Below are 16,980 nucleotides of genomic sequence, written 5' to 3' on the forward strand. Positions count from 1 at the left end.
GTTTGAAACCTAAACGAGGTCGACAACCGTTTCATACCCGACAGAGTCCCCACAAGCCCCTGTACGCTCTCCAAAGACACCTCCTTGCCTGCCGATGCAATCGCGTTGGCAAAACGGTCGCCTTGAAAGTTGATAGGAATCTCTTCCGCCGTTTGATCGACAAATCCAGCCCGCCGAATCACAATCTGCGCGGAGGGGCTGCGCGTGTAGCTCAAGAAATTTCGCGCCAACTTTGGCAGTCTGCGCGCCGGAAAATATAAGAACATCGGGGCGTTAAGCGGATAGTCTTCCGTTTTTATTGTACGCCGGGACGCCGCCAAGGAGTATCCGCATTGCCCCATCAAAGTCAGATGTTTGGTATTGCCCGTGTTCGCATAAGACGCGATTCCAATGGCAAACGGATCGCGTTCCACCGCATTTACCAACGCCAAATTCCGCTCATGCCGCACAATCGATTCGTCTAAGGACATTTTGGAGGGCTTCATCAACTGATCTTCGACCGCCTGTGCAAATCCAGATTGCGGCGCCATCAAATGCAACGTGATCGGTGCATCAGGCCCGCCCAGTTCGCTCCAGTTGGTAATTTTTCCCGCAAAAACATAGGCCAATTGGTTCAGAGACACCGAGGAAACCGGGTTTCCAACAGACACCACTGGCACCATACCGTCCAATGCTAACACGCGGCTGCGGTTCACATCTCCCATGTCTCCCAAACCGGCCTCATACCCCAATTGAGCCTCTCTTGGTCGAATCTCACGCAGAGACATTGCGATATCAGCTTCATCCGCCAAAAGATCCGCAAACCCTTCGTCCGCGTTGCTGGCATGAAAATCAAAGGTCGCCAGCCGCTGCTTCGTTTCGGGTTCATCCAGGTGATATGTGAAGCGGTGCACGGACTCGCTTTCCCGCGTCACGAGATAGCCTTCAGTTAATGCAAAAGCCTCCAACAGCGCCGGCATCAACACTTCTGCCATAGTCGAAGACCCAGAGATCGAAACTTCGGCTACATAATTGATAAGGTTGGGACATCCAGGACCTTCACACCACACACCGGATCCATCAACGGTCAACTCGCCGTAGACGGTCTCTACACGGTAGAACTCTCCGTCAAACCCCAGAAGCGTTCCTGAAATTTCAACTTCTCCGTCGTGCGACTTTAAGAGTACATCTTGCGCAAAGGCTGACGATACTCCACCCAAAACAAAAAGTGCGGCGCAAACCGCCGCACGAAATAGCATCATGATGATGTCCTGACCGCCAGCTTAATTTTGCGCGATTGTCAGGTCTTCAACAAGGTTTTTCAACACCAGAAATTCACCAATTGCCGAGCAATCCGGCACTTGCAGCATTAATTCATGTTGGTCGGTAACTTGCCCCTGCCGAAGTGCGCTGCTCCTGATTTTCAAAGGCTTGCCGCAGTTCTCCTCTGTGACCTCAGTTTCCACGCTGACTTTCACGTCACCCACTTGGCTCGACAGGCCAGCGGGAAAAGTGTAGATCTCAGCTTGTCTTGCAATCGATAGATCTGAGTTGCCCAGTCGGATCAGGAACCCTCCTTTACCACCAGACAAAGCTCCTACGTCCCGTGGCTGCCCGCGCCAAACATGTCCAGCCTCACCATAATACGCGCCAAACTCACGCGCGTGCAGCTCTGCGCCATTGTATCCGGACCAAGAAATCACAACCCGATCGTAAAATGCGAGACTGTCGACAACCGTTGACACAGTTACTGTATCTCCAATGGCAAATGAGGCACTAACTTCCGCCACTTCAACAAGTGCCGGAAGTTGCACTTTCAAAGGCCCCTCAGCCGGCATTTGCATGTGAAAAGTTAGGTCCCCATGCGTAAACATTACGGTCTCGGCCGCGTAACACGAGGCTGAAAGGTGCACGTCGATGAGCGCACCGGCCGCTGCCTCCGCAGACATTGTGGGTACACATCCCAATCTCGGCGCGGCTTCTTCAACCGGCAAAATCCCCACTGGTATATCGTCGGCGACAGCAACCAAAACCGGCTCCTGAAGTGGAGCGATGCGGTGCCTATGATCATTTGGCAGACTTGGCAACCTCTCAGTCGTAGAGAACCGGGGAAGGGCGAATTGTTTTGGAAATGGGATCGAGCCGGTTGAATTTGGCGGCTCTGCCTCCCCTTCACCGACCAAGATCGCTGCCTCAGAGGATTGCATTGCAAAACCGATACACACCGCCAACGACGCCGAGACAAATGACAACGCATTCCGTCGACAGATGTTTTTTAGGTTGGGCATGAGTGCTCCTTAGGCTGGGTGCTGTTCCTTCGGGCAATCTCACAAAGAAAAAGGGCACCCATAAGGCACCCTTTTGATCTTTGTCTGTCAGGTTTGGTTCACATTTCAGGCTAAGCGGCCGTGGCAATGCTTGAATTTTTTGCCGGATCCGCATGGACAAGTGTCGTTCCGGCTGGGGTTGCCCCAAGTTGTCGGATCGCTCTCGTCAAACCCGACTGCGGCTTCTCCGGCAGCCTCCACATTGTCTTGTTTAGGCGCAGCGCCAGCTTGAGCCTGCGCCATCAAAGCTTGCTGGCGCATCACCATTTCCTGCTGCATCTGTTGCTGTTCTTCTTCAGAGATTGGGCGCACACGCGACAGGGTGGTGGTGACATCCGATCGCAGACTGTCCAGCATGCTCTCAAACAACTGAAATGCTTCGTTCTTGTATTCGTTGAGAGGGTCACGCTGTGCATAGCCACGGAATCCAACTACAGACCGCAAATGCTCCAGCGTCAAAAGATGCTCACGCCATTTTGAATCGATGGTTTGTAACAAGATCTGTTTCTCGATCATGCGCATGGCTTCCGGCCCGAAGTTGGTCGCCTTCGCCGCCATCATCTCATCAGCTGCATCCTCAAGGCGTTCGCGGATATTGTCGTCATCCACACCCTCTTCTGCAGCCCATTCAATCACTGGCACGTCGACGCCCAGGTGCTCAATGGAGGACGCATAAAGACCTTCGGTATCCCACTGGTCTGCGTAAGTTTTCGGCGGCAAATGCTGCTCCACCAAATCGCCAATCACTTCGTGACGCATGTCCTGAACAATTTCAGACAAGTCTGCGGCTTCCATAATTTCACGACGCTGGGAAAAGACCACCTTACGTTGGTCATTCATAACATCGTCAAATTTCAGCAGCTGTTTGCGGATGTCAAAGTTGCGACCTTCCACTTTGGCTTGAGCACGTTCTAGGGATTTGTTCACCCACGGGTGTACAATCGCCTCGCCTTCTTTCATCCCAAGAGACGACAGAACTTTGTCCAATCGATCGGATCCAAAGATCCGCATTAGATCATCTTCAAGGCTCAAGAAGAAAGAAGACCGCCCAGGATCACCCTGACGACCAGAACGACCGCGCAGTTGGTTATCAATTCGACGGCTTTCGTGGCGCTCGGTGGCCAGTACAAACAGGCCACCTGCCTCTTTCACGGCTTGCTCGTCACCTTTATGTAATTCTTCGATATCTGCCCGAATCTGCTCGTGGTCGCCTTCTGGCGCGGCTGCAATCGCTTCCAACACCTTAAACTCAACATTGCCGCCAAGTTTGATGTCAGTGCCGCGACCAGCCATATTCGTCGCTATTGTGACCGCGTTAAGCTTGCCAGCATCTGCAACAATTTGCGCTTCCTGTTCGTGCTGACGCGCATTGAGGACGCTATGCTTTACACCCGCTTTTTCCAGCAAGCCGGACAGGAACTCTGACTTCTCGATGGAGGTGGTGCCCACAAGGATCGGCTGCCCTTTTTCATTGGCTTCCTTAATGGTGTCGACAACTGCGTCAAACTTCTCACGCGCTGTGCGATAGACTGCGTCGTCATCATCTTTGCGAGCAACACCGCGGTTTGTGGGCACTTCCACAACACCCAAGCCGTAAATCTCTTGGAACTCTTCCGCTTCTGTAGCGGCTGTACCGGTCATGCCACCCAATTTGTTGTAGAGACGGAAATAGTTTTGGAATGTCACTTGAGCCAACGTCACGTTTTCAGGCTGAATGTCGCAGCCTTCTTTGGCCTCAATCGCCTGGTGTAAGCCCTCTGACAAGCGGCGACCTGCCATCATGCGCCCAGTGAACTCGTCAATCAAAACCACCTGCGCGTCACGTACAATGTAATCTTTGTCTTTTGTAAAAAGCTTGTGTGCCCGCAGGCCTTGGTTCACATGGTGCACAATGGTTGTGCTTTCAGGGTCGTACAGACTTTGCCCTTCTGGCAGCAAACCGCGCGCCTGAAGGTGCTCTTCCAGAAATTCATTGCCTTCGTCAGTAAAGGTAACGTTTTTGGATTTCTCGTCCAAAGAAAAGTGATCGTCCTGTAGATCCGGGATCAGTTTATCGATCGCGACATACATCTCAGTCCGGTCTTGTGACGGGCCGGAGATGATCAACGGCGTCCGCGCTTCGTCAACCAGAATACTGTCCACTTCATCCACGATCGCATAGTGATGCTCTCGCTGTGACATGTCAGCCAGCTCACCCTTCATATTGTCGCGCAGGTAATCAAAGCCCAGTTCATTATTGGTCGCGTAGGTTACGTCACAGGCGTAAGCTGCCCGTTTTTCATCTTCAGGCTGCTGTGGGTAAACAACCCCAGTTGTCATGCCCAACGCACCAAACACATTGCTCATCCATTCAGCGTCGCGTTTGGCGAGGTAGTCGTTCACGGTGACCACGTGCACGCCTTTACCGGTCAGCGCGTTCAAGTATGCCGGAAATGTCGCAACAAGAGTTTTACCTTCACCGGTTTTCATCTCAGAGATGTTGCCCTGATGCAGGAAGACACCGCCCATCAACTGAACATCAAAAGCCCGCAATCCCAACGCGCGTTTCGCAGCTTCACGACAGTTGGCAAAAGCTTCGGGCAGAAGCGTATCCAATGACTCTCCGCCCTTCGCCCGATCAGACAGCTCTTTGGTTTTGTTCTTGATGCCCTCGTCGGTCAGCTTTTCGAATTCGGCTTCCAACGCATTGACTTTTTCAACGATCGGACGCGCCGCCTTGACCAATCGATCGTTGGGCGTGCCAAAAACTTTTTTGGCGAGTTTTCCGAAACCGAGCATATAACTTGTCCTTCGTTGACGCTTTCTTGCGAGGCTATTTCTTGCTGTCCTGGCCCTGTGCTTCTAGAAACGGGGAAACAGCCTGTTTGCCTAGACCTCAAAGCGATGTAAGGGGCGTCAGGAACAGTGTCAACGCCGCCAACTCACGCGGCACAAGCCAAGGACCAAACGATGTCAAAACACCTCAATTTCTTGCGTGCAAGCGTGATTGCAATCTGTGGCGCACTGCCAGCAATCGCAGAGGAGTCTCCGTCACTTGACACTGTAATTGCCACCGTCAACGGCGAAGTCATAACGCTTGGCGAAATGATCTCGGTAAGGGCGGGTTTGCCGGAACAATATCAATCAATTCCCAGCGATGTTCTTTTTGGCAGCATCCTAGAACAACTGGTGCAACAAACGGCACTAGCCCAAAGTCTGGGCGAGGCAATTCCGCAACGTGTGGAAATCGCTCTGAACAACGAGCGTCGGACTTTACTGGCCGCAGAGACACTTGAAGCCTTCGTGTTGCAAAACAATTTGAGCGACGATGAGCTTCGTGCGTCCTATGATGACAAGTATCAAGGGTTTGTGGGTGAGGAAGAGTTCAGCGCAAGCCACATTCTTGTCCCAACGGAGGAAGAAGCGCAGACAATCCGTAAGGAACTTACGGACGGGGCCGATTTTGCCGAGACTGCAAAGGCGAAGTCGACAGGCCCCTCCGGTGCATCCGGTGGAAGCCTAGGTTGGTTCGGTATGGGACAAATGGTCAAGCCTTTCGAAGAAGCTGTTGTCGGACTTGCAGTGGGAGAAATTTCCCAGCCGGTTCAGACTCAGTTTGGGTGGCATCTGATCTTGCTGAATGACGCCCGCAAGTCACTTGCCCCATCGTTTGAAGACGCGAAGGCGGAACTTGAATCCGAAGCACAACGGCGCGCGGTGGAGTCTTTTATCGCCACCACTACTGCTGACGCTCAGGTTGACCAGACGGGCGCCGAAGGCATCGACCCGAGTGTTCTGACACAAATCCAACTGTTGAATCCAATTTCCGCGCAGGACCAATAAATGGCCAAAATTGACCATGTCTCGCCTTTAGCGCCTGCGTCCTTCCCCGAACTTCCTTTCGTCAAAGGCGTGTCTTTTGCAGCTGTAGAAGCGGGCGTTAAATATGCGGGCCGCAAAGACGTTATGCTTGCGGTTATGGCGCCAGGTAGCTCAGTCGCTGGAGTGTTCACCAAATCGGCAACGCGATCCGCTGCTGTCCTGGATTGCCAATCAAAAATTGGCAACGATGCCCCATCAGGAGCTGCTTTCATTGTAAATGCTGGCAACGCCAACGCCTTTACAGGTGGCAATGGGGAGCGTTCAGTTGATGCAGTAACCCAAGCAGTTGCAGATTGTGTGGGTGTGCCCATCTCACGTGTGTTCTCTTCCTCCACCGGAGTTATTGGCGAACCGTTGCCACACGAGCGGATCACGGAGAAACTACAGGAGTTGCGCGACAGATTGTCTACTGACGGCATTGAGCAGGCCGCTCAGGCCATTCGGACAACGGACACGTTTGCCAAAGGCGCATCAAAAACAATCGAAATTGATGGTCAGGCTGTTGTAATTGCGGGGATCGCCAAAGGGTCCGGCATGGTTGCTCCGGACATGGCAACCATGCTGGTCTACATTTTCACAGACGCCATGATAGACCGTGTTGACTTGCAAACTTTTGTTTCCGAGCTCAATGAGGTCACTTTCAATGCCATTACTGTCGACAGCGACACATCAACGTCAGACACTCTGTTGGTCGCCGCAACCGGCCTTGCGGGTGTGAAGGTCACGCCAGAGAGCAAAGCGTTTAAATCTGCACTACATGAGGTGATGCTCGACCTTGCACATCAGGTTGTACGCGATGGAGAAGGCGCGACAAAGTTTGTTGAAGTCCGAGTGTCTGGTGCCAAGTCTCCGGCCGACGCACGCATCCATGCCAGTGCCATTGCAAATTCGCCGCTCGTAAAAACGGCCATTGCTGGCGAAGACCCCAATTGGGGGCGCATTGTTATGGCCATCGGAAAATCTGGGGCCGCAGCGGACCGGGACAAACTAAGTATACGTTTCGGCGAAATTCTTGTCGCAGAGAATGGTTGGGTTGCCCCCTCGTACAATGAAGATGACGGCGCGACGTACATGAAAAATCAGAGCATTGTTCTGCATGTTGATCTAGGACTTGGAGACGCGTCTGACACCATGTGGACCTGTGATCTCACCCATGGATACATCACCATCAACGCGGATTATCGCTCGTGAAAACTGTATTGGTTTCTGCCGTAGCGCTCATAGACGTAGATGGCCGAATTTTGCTTGCGCAGCGGCCTGAGGGAAAATCCATGGCTGGTCTTTGGGAATTCCCTGGCGGCAAAGTTGAAGCTGGTGAAACTCCGGAGGTCGCCCTTGTCCGCGAGCTCAAAGAAGAACTAGGCATCGACACCTGGGAAAGCTGCCTTGCGCCGCTCACATTTGCGTCACATAGCTACGATGACTTCCATTTGCTCATGCCGCTTTTTGCATGTCGCAAGTGGAAGGGTATTCCAACCGCCCAAGAAGGCCAAAAATTGACTTGGGTTAACTCCAAGGACCTTCGAAAGTTCGAAATGCCACCAGCAGACATTCCTTTGATCCCAATTTTGCGGGATTGGCTTTGACGGCATAATGTGTGCAAACGCCCGCAGGGATAGCAACATTTTGTAGCGATTTGAGAAACGAACACCTTCCCTCATTGGGTTTTGTGTCCTAACATGAAACCCATGTGACGGTGTAATACACCAAATGTTAACCAATTTACTGTTTCATGAGTGTCAATCAAATGGGGATTTTTGACATGCTAAAGACGATCACAGTTGGTAGTTGTGTTTCCATTCAAGGTCAGGTGGTAAAAAGTTTGCCAGACGGCCGTGTTTCGATCCGAGTTGGGGATACCGTGTATTCGGGCAAGCCCATTTCCTAAGAACACATCAAACAATCCAAAGAAAAAGGCCGCCTCTAACTGAGACGGCCTTTTTCTTTGTCGAGATTAAGACGCTGGATTAATCCAGCGTCCTTGTCACTTCTTCACGTTCGAAGATTTCGATCACATCGCCTGCACGAACGTCATCATAGTTCTCAAACGCCATGCCACATTCCTGGCCGGATTGAACTTCCGCAACTTCATCCTTGAAGCGCTTCAGCGTCTTCAGAGTGCCCTCGTGGATCACGACGTTGTCACGCAGCAGACGCACACCAGCAGAACGGCGCGCCACACCTTCGGTAACGATACAACCGGCCACCTTGCCAATACCCGTCACTTTGAAGACTTCTTTGATCGCCGCATAACCGATGAAGTTTTCGCGGATCTCAGCAGACAGCAAGCCAGAGGCCGCCGCCTTCACGTCATCCACCAGATCGTAGATCACCGAATAATAGCGGATCTCTACGCCTTTTTGGTTGGCAGTGTTACGCGCAGAAGTGTTGGCACGAACATTGAAACCCATAATCGGTGCGCCAGAAGCTTCAGCCAAACCAACGTCAGTTTCGGTAATCGCACCTACACCAGAGTGCAGAACACGCACACGAACTTCATCGTTGCCGATTTTCTCCATCGCCTGAACAATTGCTTCAGCGGAACCTTGTACGTCCGCCTTCACCAGAATCGGCAGCTCGGCGACGTTTTCGTCTTCCTTCGCCTTCTGCATCAACTGTTCCAACGTGGTCGCTGCACCAGCAGCAGCACGTTTGTCTTTGGCGGCCTGCTCACGGTATTCCGCAATCTCACGAGCTTGCGCTTCCGTTGCGGTGACATTCAGAACGTCACCCGCTTCCGGAGTACCATTCAGACCCAACACCTCAACCGGAACCGATGGGCCAGCTTCTTTTACACGCTCACCTTTGTCATTAATCAGCGCACGAACCTTACCGTACTGCTCACCAACAACAAAGATATCGCCCTGACGCAATGTGCCCTTCTGAACGAGAACAGTAGCAACTGGACCACGGCCTACATCAAGCTGTGCTTCGATCACCGCACCTTGCGCAGCACGATCCGGATTGGCTTTGAGTTCCAGTATTTCCGCCTGAAGCGCGATTGCCTCAAGCAGCTGTTCTAGGCCCTGACCGGTATGCGCGGAAACTTCCACGTCTTGTACGTCACCTGACATCGCTTCTACGATCACTTCGTGTTGAAGCAGCTCTGCCCGAACTTTGTTGGGATCAGCAGCGGGTCTGTCGATCTTGTTGATTGCCACGATCATCGGCACATTAGCCGCCTTCGCGTGTGCAATAGCTTCAACAGTTTGCGGCATGACCGAGTCATCTGCCGCAACAACCAAAACCACAATGTCCGTAACCTGAGCACCGCGCGATCGCATCGATGTAAACGCCGCGTGGCCAGGTGTATCGAGGAACGACAGTGTCACATCCTCATCAGTTTGCACCTGATAGGCACCAATGTGCTGTGTGATCCCACCAGCTTCGCCAGACACAACTTTCGCATCACGGATAGCGTCCAACAGGGAAGTTTTACCGTGATCAACGTGACCCATAATGGTGATGACCGGAGGACGGGGCTGCATTGCGCCGTCATCGTCTTCCGCATCGGAGATCACATCTTCGACGTCGGCATCAGAAACACGGACAACTTTGTGGCCAAATTCTTGAATGATGAGTTCCGCAGTATCCGCATCAAGCGTTTGGTTTTGCGTCACCATCATGCCCATGTTCATCAACGCCTTAACGACGTCAGCAACACGTTCTGCCATACGGTTCGCCAGTTCAGAAACCACGATGGCTTCTGGCAACTGCACGTCACGAATGACCTTTTCACGCTCAACCTGACCACCCATTGCTTTTTGGCGCGCACGCTCTTGCTTACGCTTCATCGCAGCCATGGAGCGGTGACGATTGTTCTCACCACCTGTCGCTTGGCCCAGTGTCAGCTTACCGGAACGACGTCCGTCATCGCGGCCTTTGCCACGTCCACGTTGGTCCCGTTCGCGATCAGATTTACGCGGAGTTGGGGCAGGGGCAGGTTTACCAGTTGGTGCGCCGCGACCCTGAGGTGTGGACGACGGCACAGGCGCAGACGCTTCTGCGGCCGCACGCTTAGCAGCGGCATCCGCAACTTCTTTCTTTTTGCGCTCTTCATCCTCAGCCTTTTTACGGGCTTTTTCTTCAGCTTCCCGCTGCTCCCGCTCTTTGGCTTCCACTTCCAAGCGGCGACGCTCACGCGTTTCAGCGCGAGCCTTTTCTTCGGCTTCACGTTTGGCGGCATCTTCCGCTTCGCGGGCTTTCGCAGCCTGCAAAGCCTTCAGACGGCGCTCCATTTCCGCATCCGAAATACCGGAAGGGCGGCGTGAAGGGTCACCACCAGCTTTTGGCGTACCGCCACCAGTTTTGGCTGCGCCTGGCTTGGGCACCACAACGCGCTTACGCTTGGTTTCCACCACGACATTTTTCTTACGTCCGTGGCTGAAGCTCTGCGTTACATTGCCGGGGCGGTTGCCGCCGCGCAGACCCAAGGTTTTTTTACCGTCGTTATCGCTCATCTGGATGTCTTGTCCTTCCCGGAGGCCGCTGCCACCGTATCTTCGCGTACGCCTTTTAATCTTAGGGCTTCCTCTACAACACGTTTTGTGAGTCCGCCAGACGCAAGCGCTCCATGTATCACAGTTTGTCTCCCAAATGCCAAACCCAATTCGGCAGATGTAAGCCAATCTATGTGGTGGCCTCCACTTGGAGGCCGTAGTTTCGATTTGCCGCGTTCCGAACCATCGCTGGCCTGCAGCAGAACTTTGGCTTCGTCTTTGACCAGCCAGTCCTTAACTTTTTCATACCCAGTCACAGCTGAGCCCGATTTGCGCGCCAAACTGACCAGCTCGACAGTGCGGCGGCCCAACTGACGGGACACTTCTGCGAGCAAATCATCAGGCACCGTCACCTGCTGTTTGGCGGCACGCGCGAAAACACCCTTTTTGGATGCTTTCGCCAATGTGTCTGCCGAAGCCGTTACCCACATGCCACGTCCGGGCAGTTTGCCAATAACGTCGGGCACAACTTGCGCATCCGGGCCGACCACAAAACGCAGCAACCCTTCTTTTGGCGCCACAGCGCCAGTGACAATGCACTTGCGCTCTGGCGTATCGCCTTTTTTGCCAGGTCGGCCACCGCGACTCATCTCACGCCCTCTGAGGCCTGAGATCAGGCCTCAGCCTCCTCGGATGCGTTTTCTTCGTTTTCTGCCGCTTCAGCTTCCAGCTCGGCAGGATCAACCCATCCCAATACAATGCGAGCGGTCATGACCATGTCTTGCGCTTCTTCCAGTGTCACGCCGAATGGCTCTAGAACACCGTCATCTTTGACGCGCTCACCACCATCGGTGGTCCAGCCACCGGCCAACTCCCAGTCAGCACATGTTGCAAAATCCTCGAGGTTCAACACGCCATCTTTAGCCAGGGCTTCGATCATCTGGGGTGTTAAGCCCTCAAATGCAACCAGACTGTCCTGCATACCGAGTTCGCGTGCAGCATCCAGAGCCGCTTTGTTCTTGGCATCAATGAAATCACGCGCACGCGCCTGCAGTTCGCCAGCAGTGCCTTCGTCTACGCCATCAATAACCAACAGCTCGTCAATTTCCACATACGCAACCTCTTCGAGGTTGGTGAAGCCTTCGGATACCAGCAACTGAGCAAAGAACTCATCTAGGTCCAACGTTTCCATAAACAGCTTGGTGCGTACTTCAAACTCTTTCTGACGACGCTCGGATTCATCCGATTCGGTCATAATGTCGATGTCCAACGCGGTCAGCTGGCTTGCCAACCGCACGTTTTGGCCACGACGGCCAATGGCAAGCGACAGCTGCTCATCCGGCACAACCACTTCGATCTTGCCGGCTTCTTCGTCCAGGACAACCTTGGAGACTTCCGCTGGCTGCAGTGCATTTACCAAGAAAGTCGGCTGATCTTCGTTCCAAGGGATGATGTCGATTTTTTCGCCCTGCAACTCGTTCACAACGGCTTGCACACGCGAACCACGCATACCAACACAGGCACCCACTGGATCGATCGAACCATCATGGGAGATCACAGCAATCTTTGCGCGAGAACCAGGGTCGCGAGCGACGGCTTTGATATCAATGATGCCATCATAGATTTCTGGCACTTCCATTTTAAACAGCTCAGCCATGAACTCTGGCGCGGTGCGGCTCAAAAAGATCTGGTGGCCACGTGGCTCACGGCGAACTTCTTTGATGAAAGCACGCACACGGTCACCGGAACGATAGCTCTCACGACCAATTTTATCGTTGCGACGCAAAACAGCTTCGGCACCGCCCACATCGACAATCACATTGCCAAATTCTTCGCGCTTCACGGCGCCGTTGATGATTGTGCCCGCGCGATCTTTGAAGTCTTCGTACTGACGATCACGCTCGGCTTCGCGAACTTTCTGCAAAATCACCTGCTTTGCAGACTGCGCCGCAATCCGACCCATCTCTACTGGTGGCACTTCCTCAACAAACGTGGCACCCACTTCAGGGGTTTCCATGTACTGCTTGGCTTGTTCAACAGTGAACTCAGCTTGGTAGTTTTCCAGCAGATCATCTTCGACAACCGTACGCACGCGTGTGAAAGTCGCTTTGCCAGTCTTGCGATCAATAGACACACGAATGTCCATCTCTGCGCCATAACGGCTTTTGGCCGCACGCGCGAGCGACTCTTCCATCGCTTCAACCACAAGACCCGGATCGATCATTTTTTCCCGGGCGACGGCTTCGGCGGTTTGCAGCAGCTCAAGCTGGTTTGCAGAGGTGATTGCCATGTTTTTACTCCTCGGACTCGCCGGACGCTTTTTCGCCGGTCTCGATATCGTCAAATTCGTCTTCGTTCAGAATGCCCGCTTCTTTGCGCACTTTCAGCATTTCCTTAATGAGGTCATCTGTCAGCATCAGCTTCGCGTCTGCCAGCCAGTCAAAATTCAGACCAACTGTGACAGTTTCACCCTGATCTTCGATGTTAATCAGAACATCTTCGCCTTCGATGCCAGCCAAAGTGCCACGAAATCGTTTGCGCCCATCGATAAGTTCAGCAGTTTCGATTTTGGCTTCATACCCTTCGTAGGCGTCAAAGTCCTTCAGCCGCGTCAAAGGGCGATCAACGCCAGGGCTGCCTACTTCCAGTGTATAGGAGTCTGAAAGCGGATCCTCGACGTCCAGAACCGCGCTAACCGCATTGGAGATTTGGGCGCACTCATCCACTTCGATGCCGCCACCAGGGCGCTCGGCCATGATCTGCAGAGTGTGGGACTTCCCACCCATTAGGCGCAAACGCACCAACTCGAACCCCATGTCTTCAACGACTGGGGCAACAATGTCTGCCAGCTTGCGGTCAATCGCCGCTTTGGCAATAAGGTCACTCATAGATGTATTCCAAGCACAAAAAAACGGGCACGCGGCCCGTCGATCTTTCCCGGTGGAGCGTTCAGGCTAACCCGACCGCGCCGCTGTTGAGAGGGATATACGTCGACAAAGCTGAGTCTGCAAGCCCCCTTGGAAAATATGCCTACGCACGCCACCAGCGCTCGGCGAAACGCGCGTTGTCGAGCGCGTATTGGGCGCCAATGGCTTTGGGCGTTGCAATGGCGTCCGTGATGGCTTGCAAGTGATTTGCGAAGGCAGGAACCACTAGGCTTCCGCTTTTTTGAACGACACTCTGCAGCTCGCCATAAAGCCCACGCCGCCTTTCCGCATCCATTTCAGAACGCGCAACACACAACAACTTGTCAACGCGGTTGTCCTGCCAACCCGCGCGATTCCAAACGCCGCCCGGAGCAAGGTACGCAGACATCGCCCAATCTTCGGTAACGCGGCCAGCAGCAAAGTGCAGTGATGCGGTCACTGGGCTATCGGCAGCATCAACCCTCAAGCCAACCCGTGCCATTTGCTGAGTAAAACTCTCCAATATGGTCGAGAACTCCTGCTTAGAATGAGGGGACACCCCAATACGAAGATGATTCACGCCCGCTTCACGCAACAAACTTTTTGCCAATTCCGGATCATACTCCGGTTGGGTGAGTTCCGGCGCGAAATAGGGGTTCGCCGGACCAATTGGCGTATCCAATCCAATCTGGCCATACCCCAATAAGCTTCGGCGCACAAAATTCGGGCGATCCATGGCGCACTTCACGGCGCACCGAACAATCTCTGCTTGCTGCCTGCCAAGATTGCCTCCAACAGCAAAACTGTAATGTTGGTTACCCGGCAGGTTCTGCAGTGACATACCACGCTGCTTCGAAATTTGCGGTGCATGGACAGGCAAGATTTGGCCAGCGACATCCACGTCACATTCTAAGAGCGCATTTAGTCTTCCAGAGGGATTGGCTTCGTTGATCAATAACAGTTCGTCGAAGAAACCCGCTCTTGTGCCCTTGTAGTGATTCTTCACGCGATGGGCCTGGAGATGTTGTCCCGGCTTGAAGTCCGCAACTTTATAAAGTCCCGTACCAATCCCGTTTTGCATCGCCAATTCAATAAAACCCGCTGGGTAAATAACGAGGTGGTAATCGGACAGAAGGTAAGGAAAATCCGCATTTGGCGAATGTAATGTGAACTGGACCTGATGCGTACCAATCGCCTTTATGCCAACGACGTCACGCAGCAACGGATCTGCCGGTGATCCGCTTTGATTGCCAATATGCAAAGCAAAGGTTTCAAGCACATCTTGCGCCTCAAATGCCTTGCCGTTGTGAAATTGCACATCCTTGCGCAGATCAAACGTCCACTCTCGGGCATCGGCGCTGGCGGTCCATCTCTCCGCCAATTCACCACGCAATCCACCATCAGGCCCGATTTCGGTCAAGCAATCAAACACAGCCCCATGACAAGCTGCCATCATAAACAGGCTGTCGTGAGTTCGAGCATCCCAGGTGTCTGAGTCCTTGCCGCCCGGCACGATTGCGCGAATAGTGCCGCCAGCTTTAGGTGTACCCGCCGACACGCCCAACCCTGAAGCCGCCAGCACACCTGCTGCGGCACCGGTTGTCAAAAGGCTGCGTCGGCTAATGCGTGACACGGTCAAACTCCACTTGGTCGGAGCCAGATGAGAAGGCCAACAAACCCCAATGTCCAGACGTTTTGCTAGATCCGCGCCAAATCATCCATGATGCGCACAAGTTCCGCGCTAATCCCCGGCTCCGACAACGCATGCCCCGCGTTTCGAATTATGCGGAGATCCGCCATCTTACCCCATGTTGACACCAAATCATGCGCCGCTTTGGGAGGACAAATCATATCATATCGGCCTTGAACGATATATCCGGGTATGTCTTTGAGAACATCCATGTTGGCAAGAATGTGACCATCCTGGTTCAGAAAACCTTTGTTTCGGAAGTAGTGATTCTCCAACCGCGAGAATGCGCGCGCATATTCGGCGGGCGCTTCTCCGCCATGCCCGTTGGAATACACCGACGCCAGCGCGTTTTCCCAACTTGCCCAAGCCCTTGCAAACTTAATCTCCGTCGCGCGATCTCCACAAAACAGGCGACGATGGTATGCCTCGATCAAGTCCCCACGCTCTTCAAAAGGCACCAGCTCTGCAAATCGTGCCCATGGTTCAGGCCAGAAATGGCCAGCCCCACCTCCATAAAACCAATCAAGCTCCGATTGAGTCATTAGGAACACACCACGCAAAACCAAACAGACTGTTTGTGCGGGATAGGATTGCGCATAAAGGAGCGACAGAGTTGCGCCCCAGCTGCCGCCAAAGACAATCCATTCGGTGACGTCCAGTGTGGTCCGAATACGGTCCATATCAGCAACAAGGTGCCAGCTGGTGTTGTTTTTAACTTCGGCATGTGGCCGCGAATGGCCGCATCCGCGTTGGTCAAAAAGAATAACGCGATACACATTGGGATCAAAATAGCGTCGCATGGCAGGGCTGCTGCCGCCACCAGGTCCGCCATGCACAACAACAACCGGCAAACCGCTTGGATTGCCGGATTGTTCGACGTAGATACTGTGCCCGTCGCCCACGTCCAGCATCCTCTGGTCAAACGGTTCGACCGGAGGGTAAAGGTAGTGCACTGCGCGCTTTTGGCCCGAGTTTTTATCCATGTCCTACCTATAATGGTTGCGACGTCCAAATGAGCATGGAGAGTTCAAAATGCAAGCCACCAATACCACGGTAGATCCTGCCGAAGTGGCCAAATTCGAAGCCATGGCAGCCGAATGGTGGGATCCCAATGGCAAGTTCAAGCCACTTCACATGCTCAACCCCTGTCGCCTTGATTACATTACGACGCAGATTGCCGCAGAGTTCAATCGCGACTTGTCAGCAGCCCACCCTTTTGCCGGACTGCGCCTTCTGGATATTGGCTGTGGTGGCGGGCTCTTGTCTGAACCTATGTCGCGACTTGGGGCCGACGTAGTGGGTGCGGATGCGGCGGGTGGAAACTTACCTGTGGCGCGCATCCATGCCGAGCAATCCGGACTACAGATTGACTACCGCCACACAACGGCAGAAGCCATGGCTGAAGCCGGCGAACAGTTTGACGTGGTACTGAACATGGAAGTCGTAGAGCATGTGGCCGACCCGCTGAGCTACATGACAGCTTGCCAACAGTTGCTCAAATCCAGCGGTTTGCATATTTGCTCAACAATCAACCGGAACCCTAAGAGTTTTGCGGTGGCCATTCTTGGGGCCGAATACGTCATGCGTTGGCTGCCCAAAGGCACCCATGAATGGCATAAGTTCATCACCCCAGATGAGTTATTTGTCTTGATTGAGCAATCCGGTTTGACGCCGATCGACAGCAAAGGTTTTGTTTTTAACCCAATCAGCTGGCAATGGTCGATTTCAGACAAAGACCTGAGCGTCAACTACGTGACAGCCAGCTCCAAGGCCTGAAC

General features: G+C 53.4%; 13 protein-coding genes. 4 read left to right on the plus strand and 9 right to left on the minus strand.

What is annotated here, in order from left to right; translation table 11 throughout:
• The 3 genes from QZ517_RS05970 to secA form a co-directional block, all read right to left on the minus strand.
• A partial coding sequence (locus tag QZ517_RS05970) for a substrate-binding domain-containing protein (RefSeq protein ID WP_294223668.1) occupies nucleotides 1-1,241 on the minus strand: 1,241 nt, incomplete at its 3' end.
• A gap of 21 nt (nucleotides 1,242-1,262) precedes the next feature.
• Nucleotides 1,263-2,009 (minus strand): translocase, encoded by a 747-nt coding sequence (locus QZ517_RS05975; RefSeq protein WP_294223671.1) that lies wholly within the window; start codon nucleotides 2,007-2,009, stop codon nucleotides 1,263-1,265.
• A gap of 363 nt (nucleotides 2,010-2,372) precedes the next feature.
• Complete coding sequence (secA, locus tag QZ517_RS05980) at nucleotides 2,373-5,084, minus strand: preprotein translocase subunit SecA (protein WP_294223674.1); 2,712 nt, start codon at nucleotides 5,082-5,084, stop codon at nucleotides 2,373-2,375.
• 171 nt (nucleotides 5,085-5,255) lie between these two features.
• On the opposite strand from secA, the gene QZ517_RS05985 reads away from it, so the two are divergent.
• From QZ517_RS05985 to mutT, 3 genes are read left to right on the plus strand one after another with little or no spacing between them, the layout of a single operon-like run.
• Complete coding sequence (locus tag QZ517_RS05985) at nucleotides 5,256-6,128, plus strand: peptidylprolyl isomerase (protein ID WP_294223676.1); 873 nt, start codon at nucleotides 5,256-5,258, stop codon at nucleotides 6,126-6,128.
• Complete coding sequence (gene argJ / locus QZ517_RS05990; protein WP_294223679.1) at nucleotides 6,129-7,358, plus strand: bifunctional glutamate N-acetyltransferase/amino-acid acetyltransferase ArgJ; 1,230 nt, start codon at nucleotides 6,129-6,131, stop codon at nucleotides 7,356-7,358.
• Nucleotides 7,355-7,753 (plus strand): 8-oxo-dGTP diphosphatase MutT, encoded by a 399-nt coding sequence (mutT, locus tag QZ517_RS05995; protein ID WP_294223682.1) that lies wholly within the window; start codon nucleotides 7,355-7,357, stop codon nucleotides 7,751-7,753. Before argJ ends, mutT begins: the two co-directional genes overlap by 4 nt.
• Nucleotides 7,754-8,134: 381 nt before the next feature.
• Here mutT and infB read toward each other — a convergent pair whose 3' ends face one another.
• The 6 genes from infB to pip all read right to left on the minus strand — a co-directional run bounded on the left by infB (nucleotide 8,135) and on the right by pip (nucleotide 16,185).
• Nucleotides 8,135-10,627, minus strand: a complete 2,493-nt coding sequence (gene infB, locus QZ517_RS06000; RefSeq protein ID WP_294223685.1) for a translation initiation factor IF-2 — start codon at nucleotides 10,625-10,627, stop codon at nucleotides 8,135-8,137.
• The gene (locus tag QZ517_RS06005; RefSeq protein WP_294223688.1) at nucleotides 10,624-11,256 is read right to left on the minus strand and encodes an RNA-binding protein; all 633 of its coding nucleotides are present in this window, start codon (nucleotides 11,254-11,256) and stop codon (nucleotides 10,624-10,626) included. The genes infB and QZ517_RS06005 overlap by 4 nt, the downstream gene beginning before the upstream one ends.
• A gap of 23 nt (nucleotides 11,257-11,279) precedes the next feature.
• The gene (gene nusA, locus QZ517_RS06010; RefSeq protein WP_294223691.1) at nucleotides 11,280-12,896 is read right to left on the minus strand and encodes a transcription termination factor NusA; all 1,617 of its coding nucleotides are present in this window, start codon (nucleotides 12,894-12,896) and stop codon (nucleotides 11,280-11,282) included.
• A gap of 4 nt (nucleotides 12,897-12,900) precedes the next feature.
• Nucleotides 12,901-13,494 carry a ribosome maturation factor RimP gene (rimP, locus tag QZ517_RS06015; RefSeq protein WP_294223695.1) on the minus strand — a complete coding sequence of 198 codons (594 nt, stop codon included), beginning with the start codon at nucleotides 13,492-13,494 and terminating at the stop codon, nucleotides 12,901-12,903.
• Between the two features lie 142 nt (nucleotides 13,495-13,636).
• Nucleotides 13,637-15,118, minus strand: a complete 1,482-nt coding sequence (locus tag QZ517_RS06020) for an ABC transporter substrate-binding protein (RefSeq protein ID WP_294223699.1) — start codon at nucleotides 15,116-15,118, stop codon at nucleotides 13,637-13,639.
• Nucleotides 15,119-15,210: 92 nt separating this feature from the next.
• Complete coding sequence (gene pip / locus QZ517_RS06025) at nucleotides 15,211-16,185, minus strand: prolyl aminopeptidase (protein WP_294223701.1); 975 nt, start codon at nucleotides 16,183-16,185, stop codon at nucleotides 15,211-15,213.
• A 49-nt stretch (nucleotides 16,186-16,234) separates the two neighbouring features.
• Here pip and ubiG point away from each other — a divergent pair, with 49 nt between their 5' ends.
• Nucleotides 16,235-16,978, plus strand: a complete 744-nt coding sequence (gene ubiG / locus QZ517_RS06030) for a bifunctional 2-polyprenyl-6-hydroxyphenol methylase/3-demethylubiquinol 3-O-methyltransferase UbiG (RefSeq protein ID WP_294223704.1) — start codon at nucleotides 16,235-16,237, stop codon at nucleotides 16,976-16,978.
• The last annotated feature ends 2 nt before the right edge of the window (nucleotides 16,979-16,980 follow it).

It is taken from the genome of uncultured Shimia sp., from assembly GCF_913054185.1.
GTDB lineage: Bacteria > Pseudomonadota > Alphaproteobacteria > Rhodobacterales > Rhodobacteraceae > Shimia.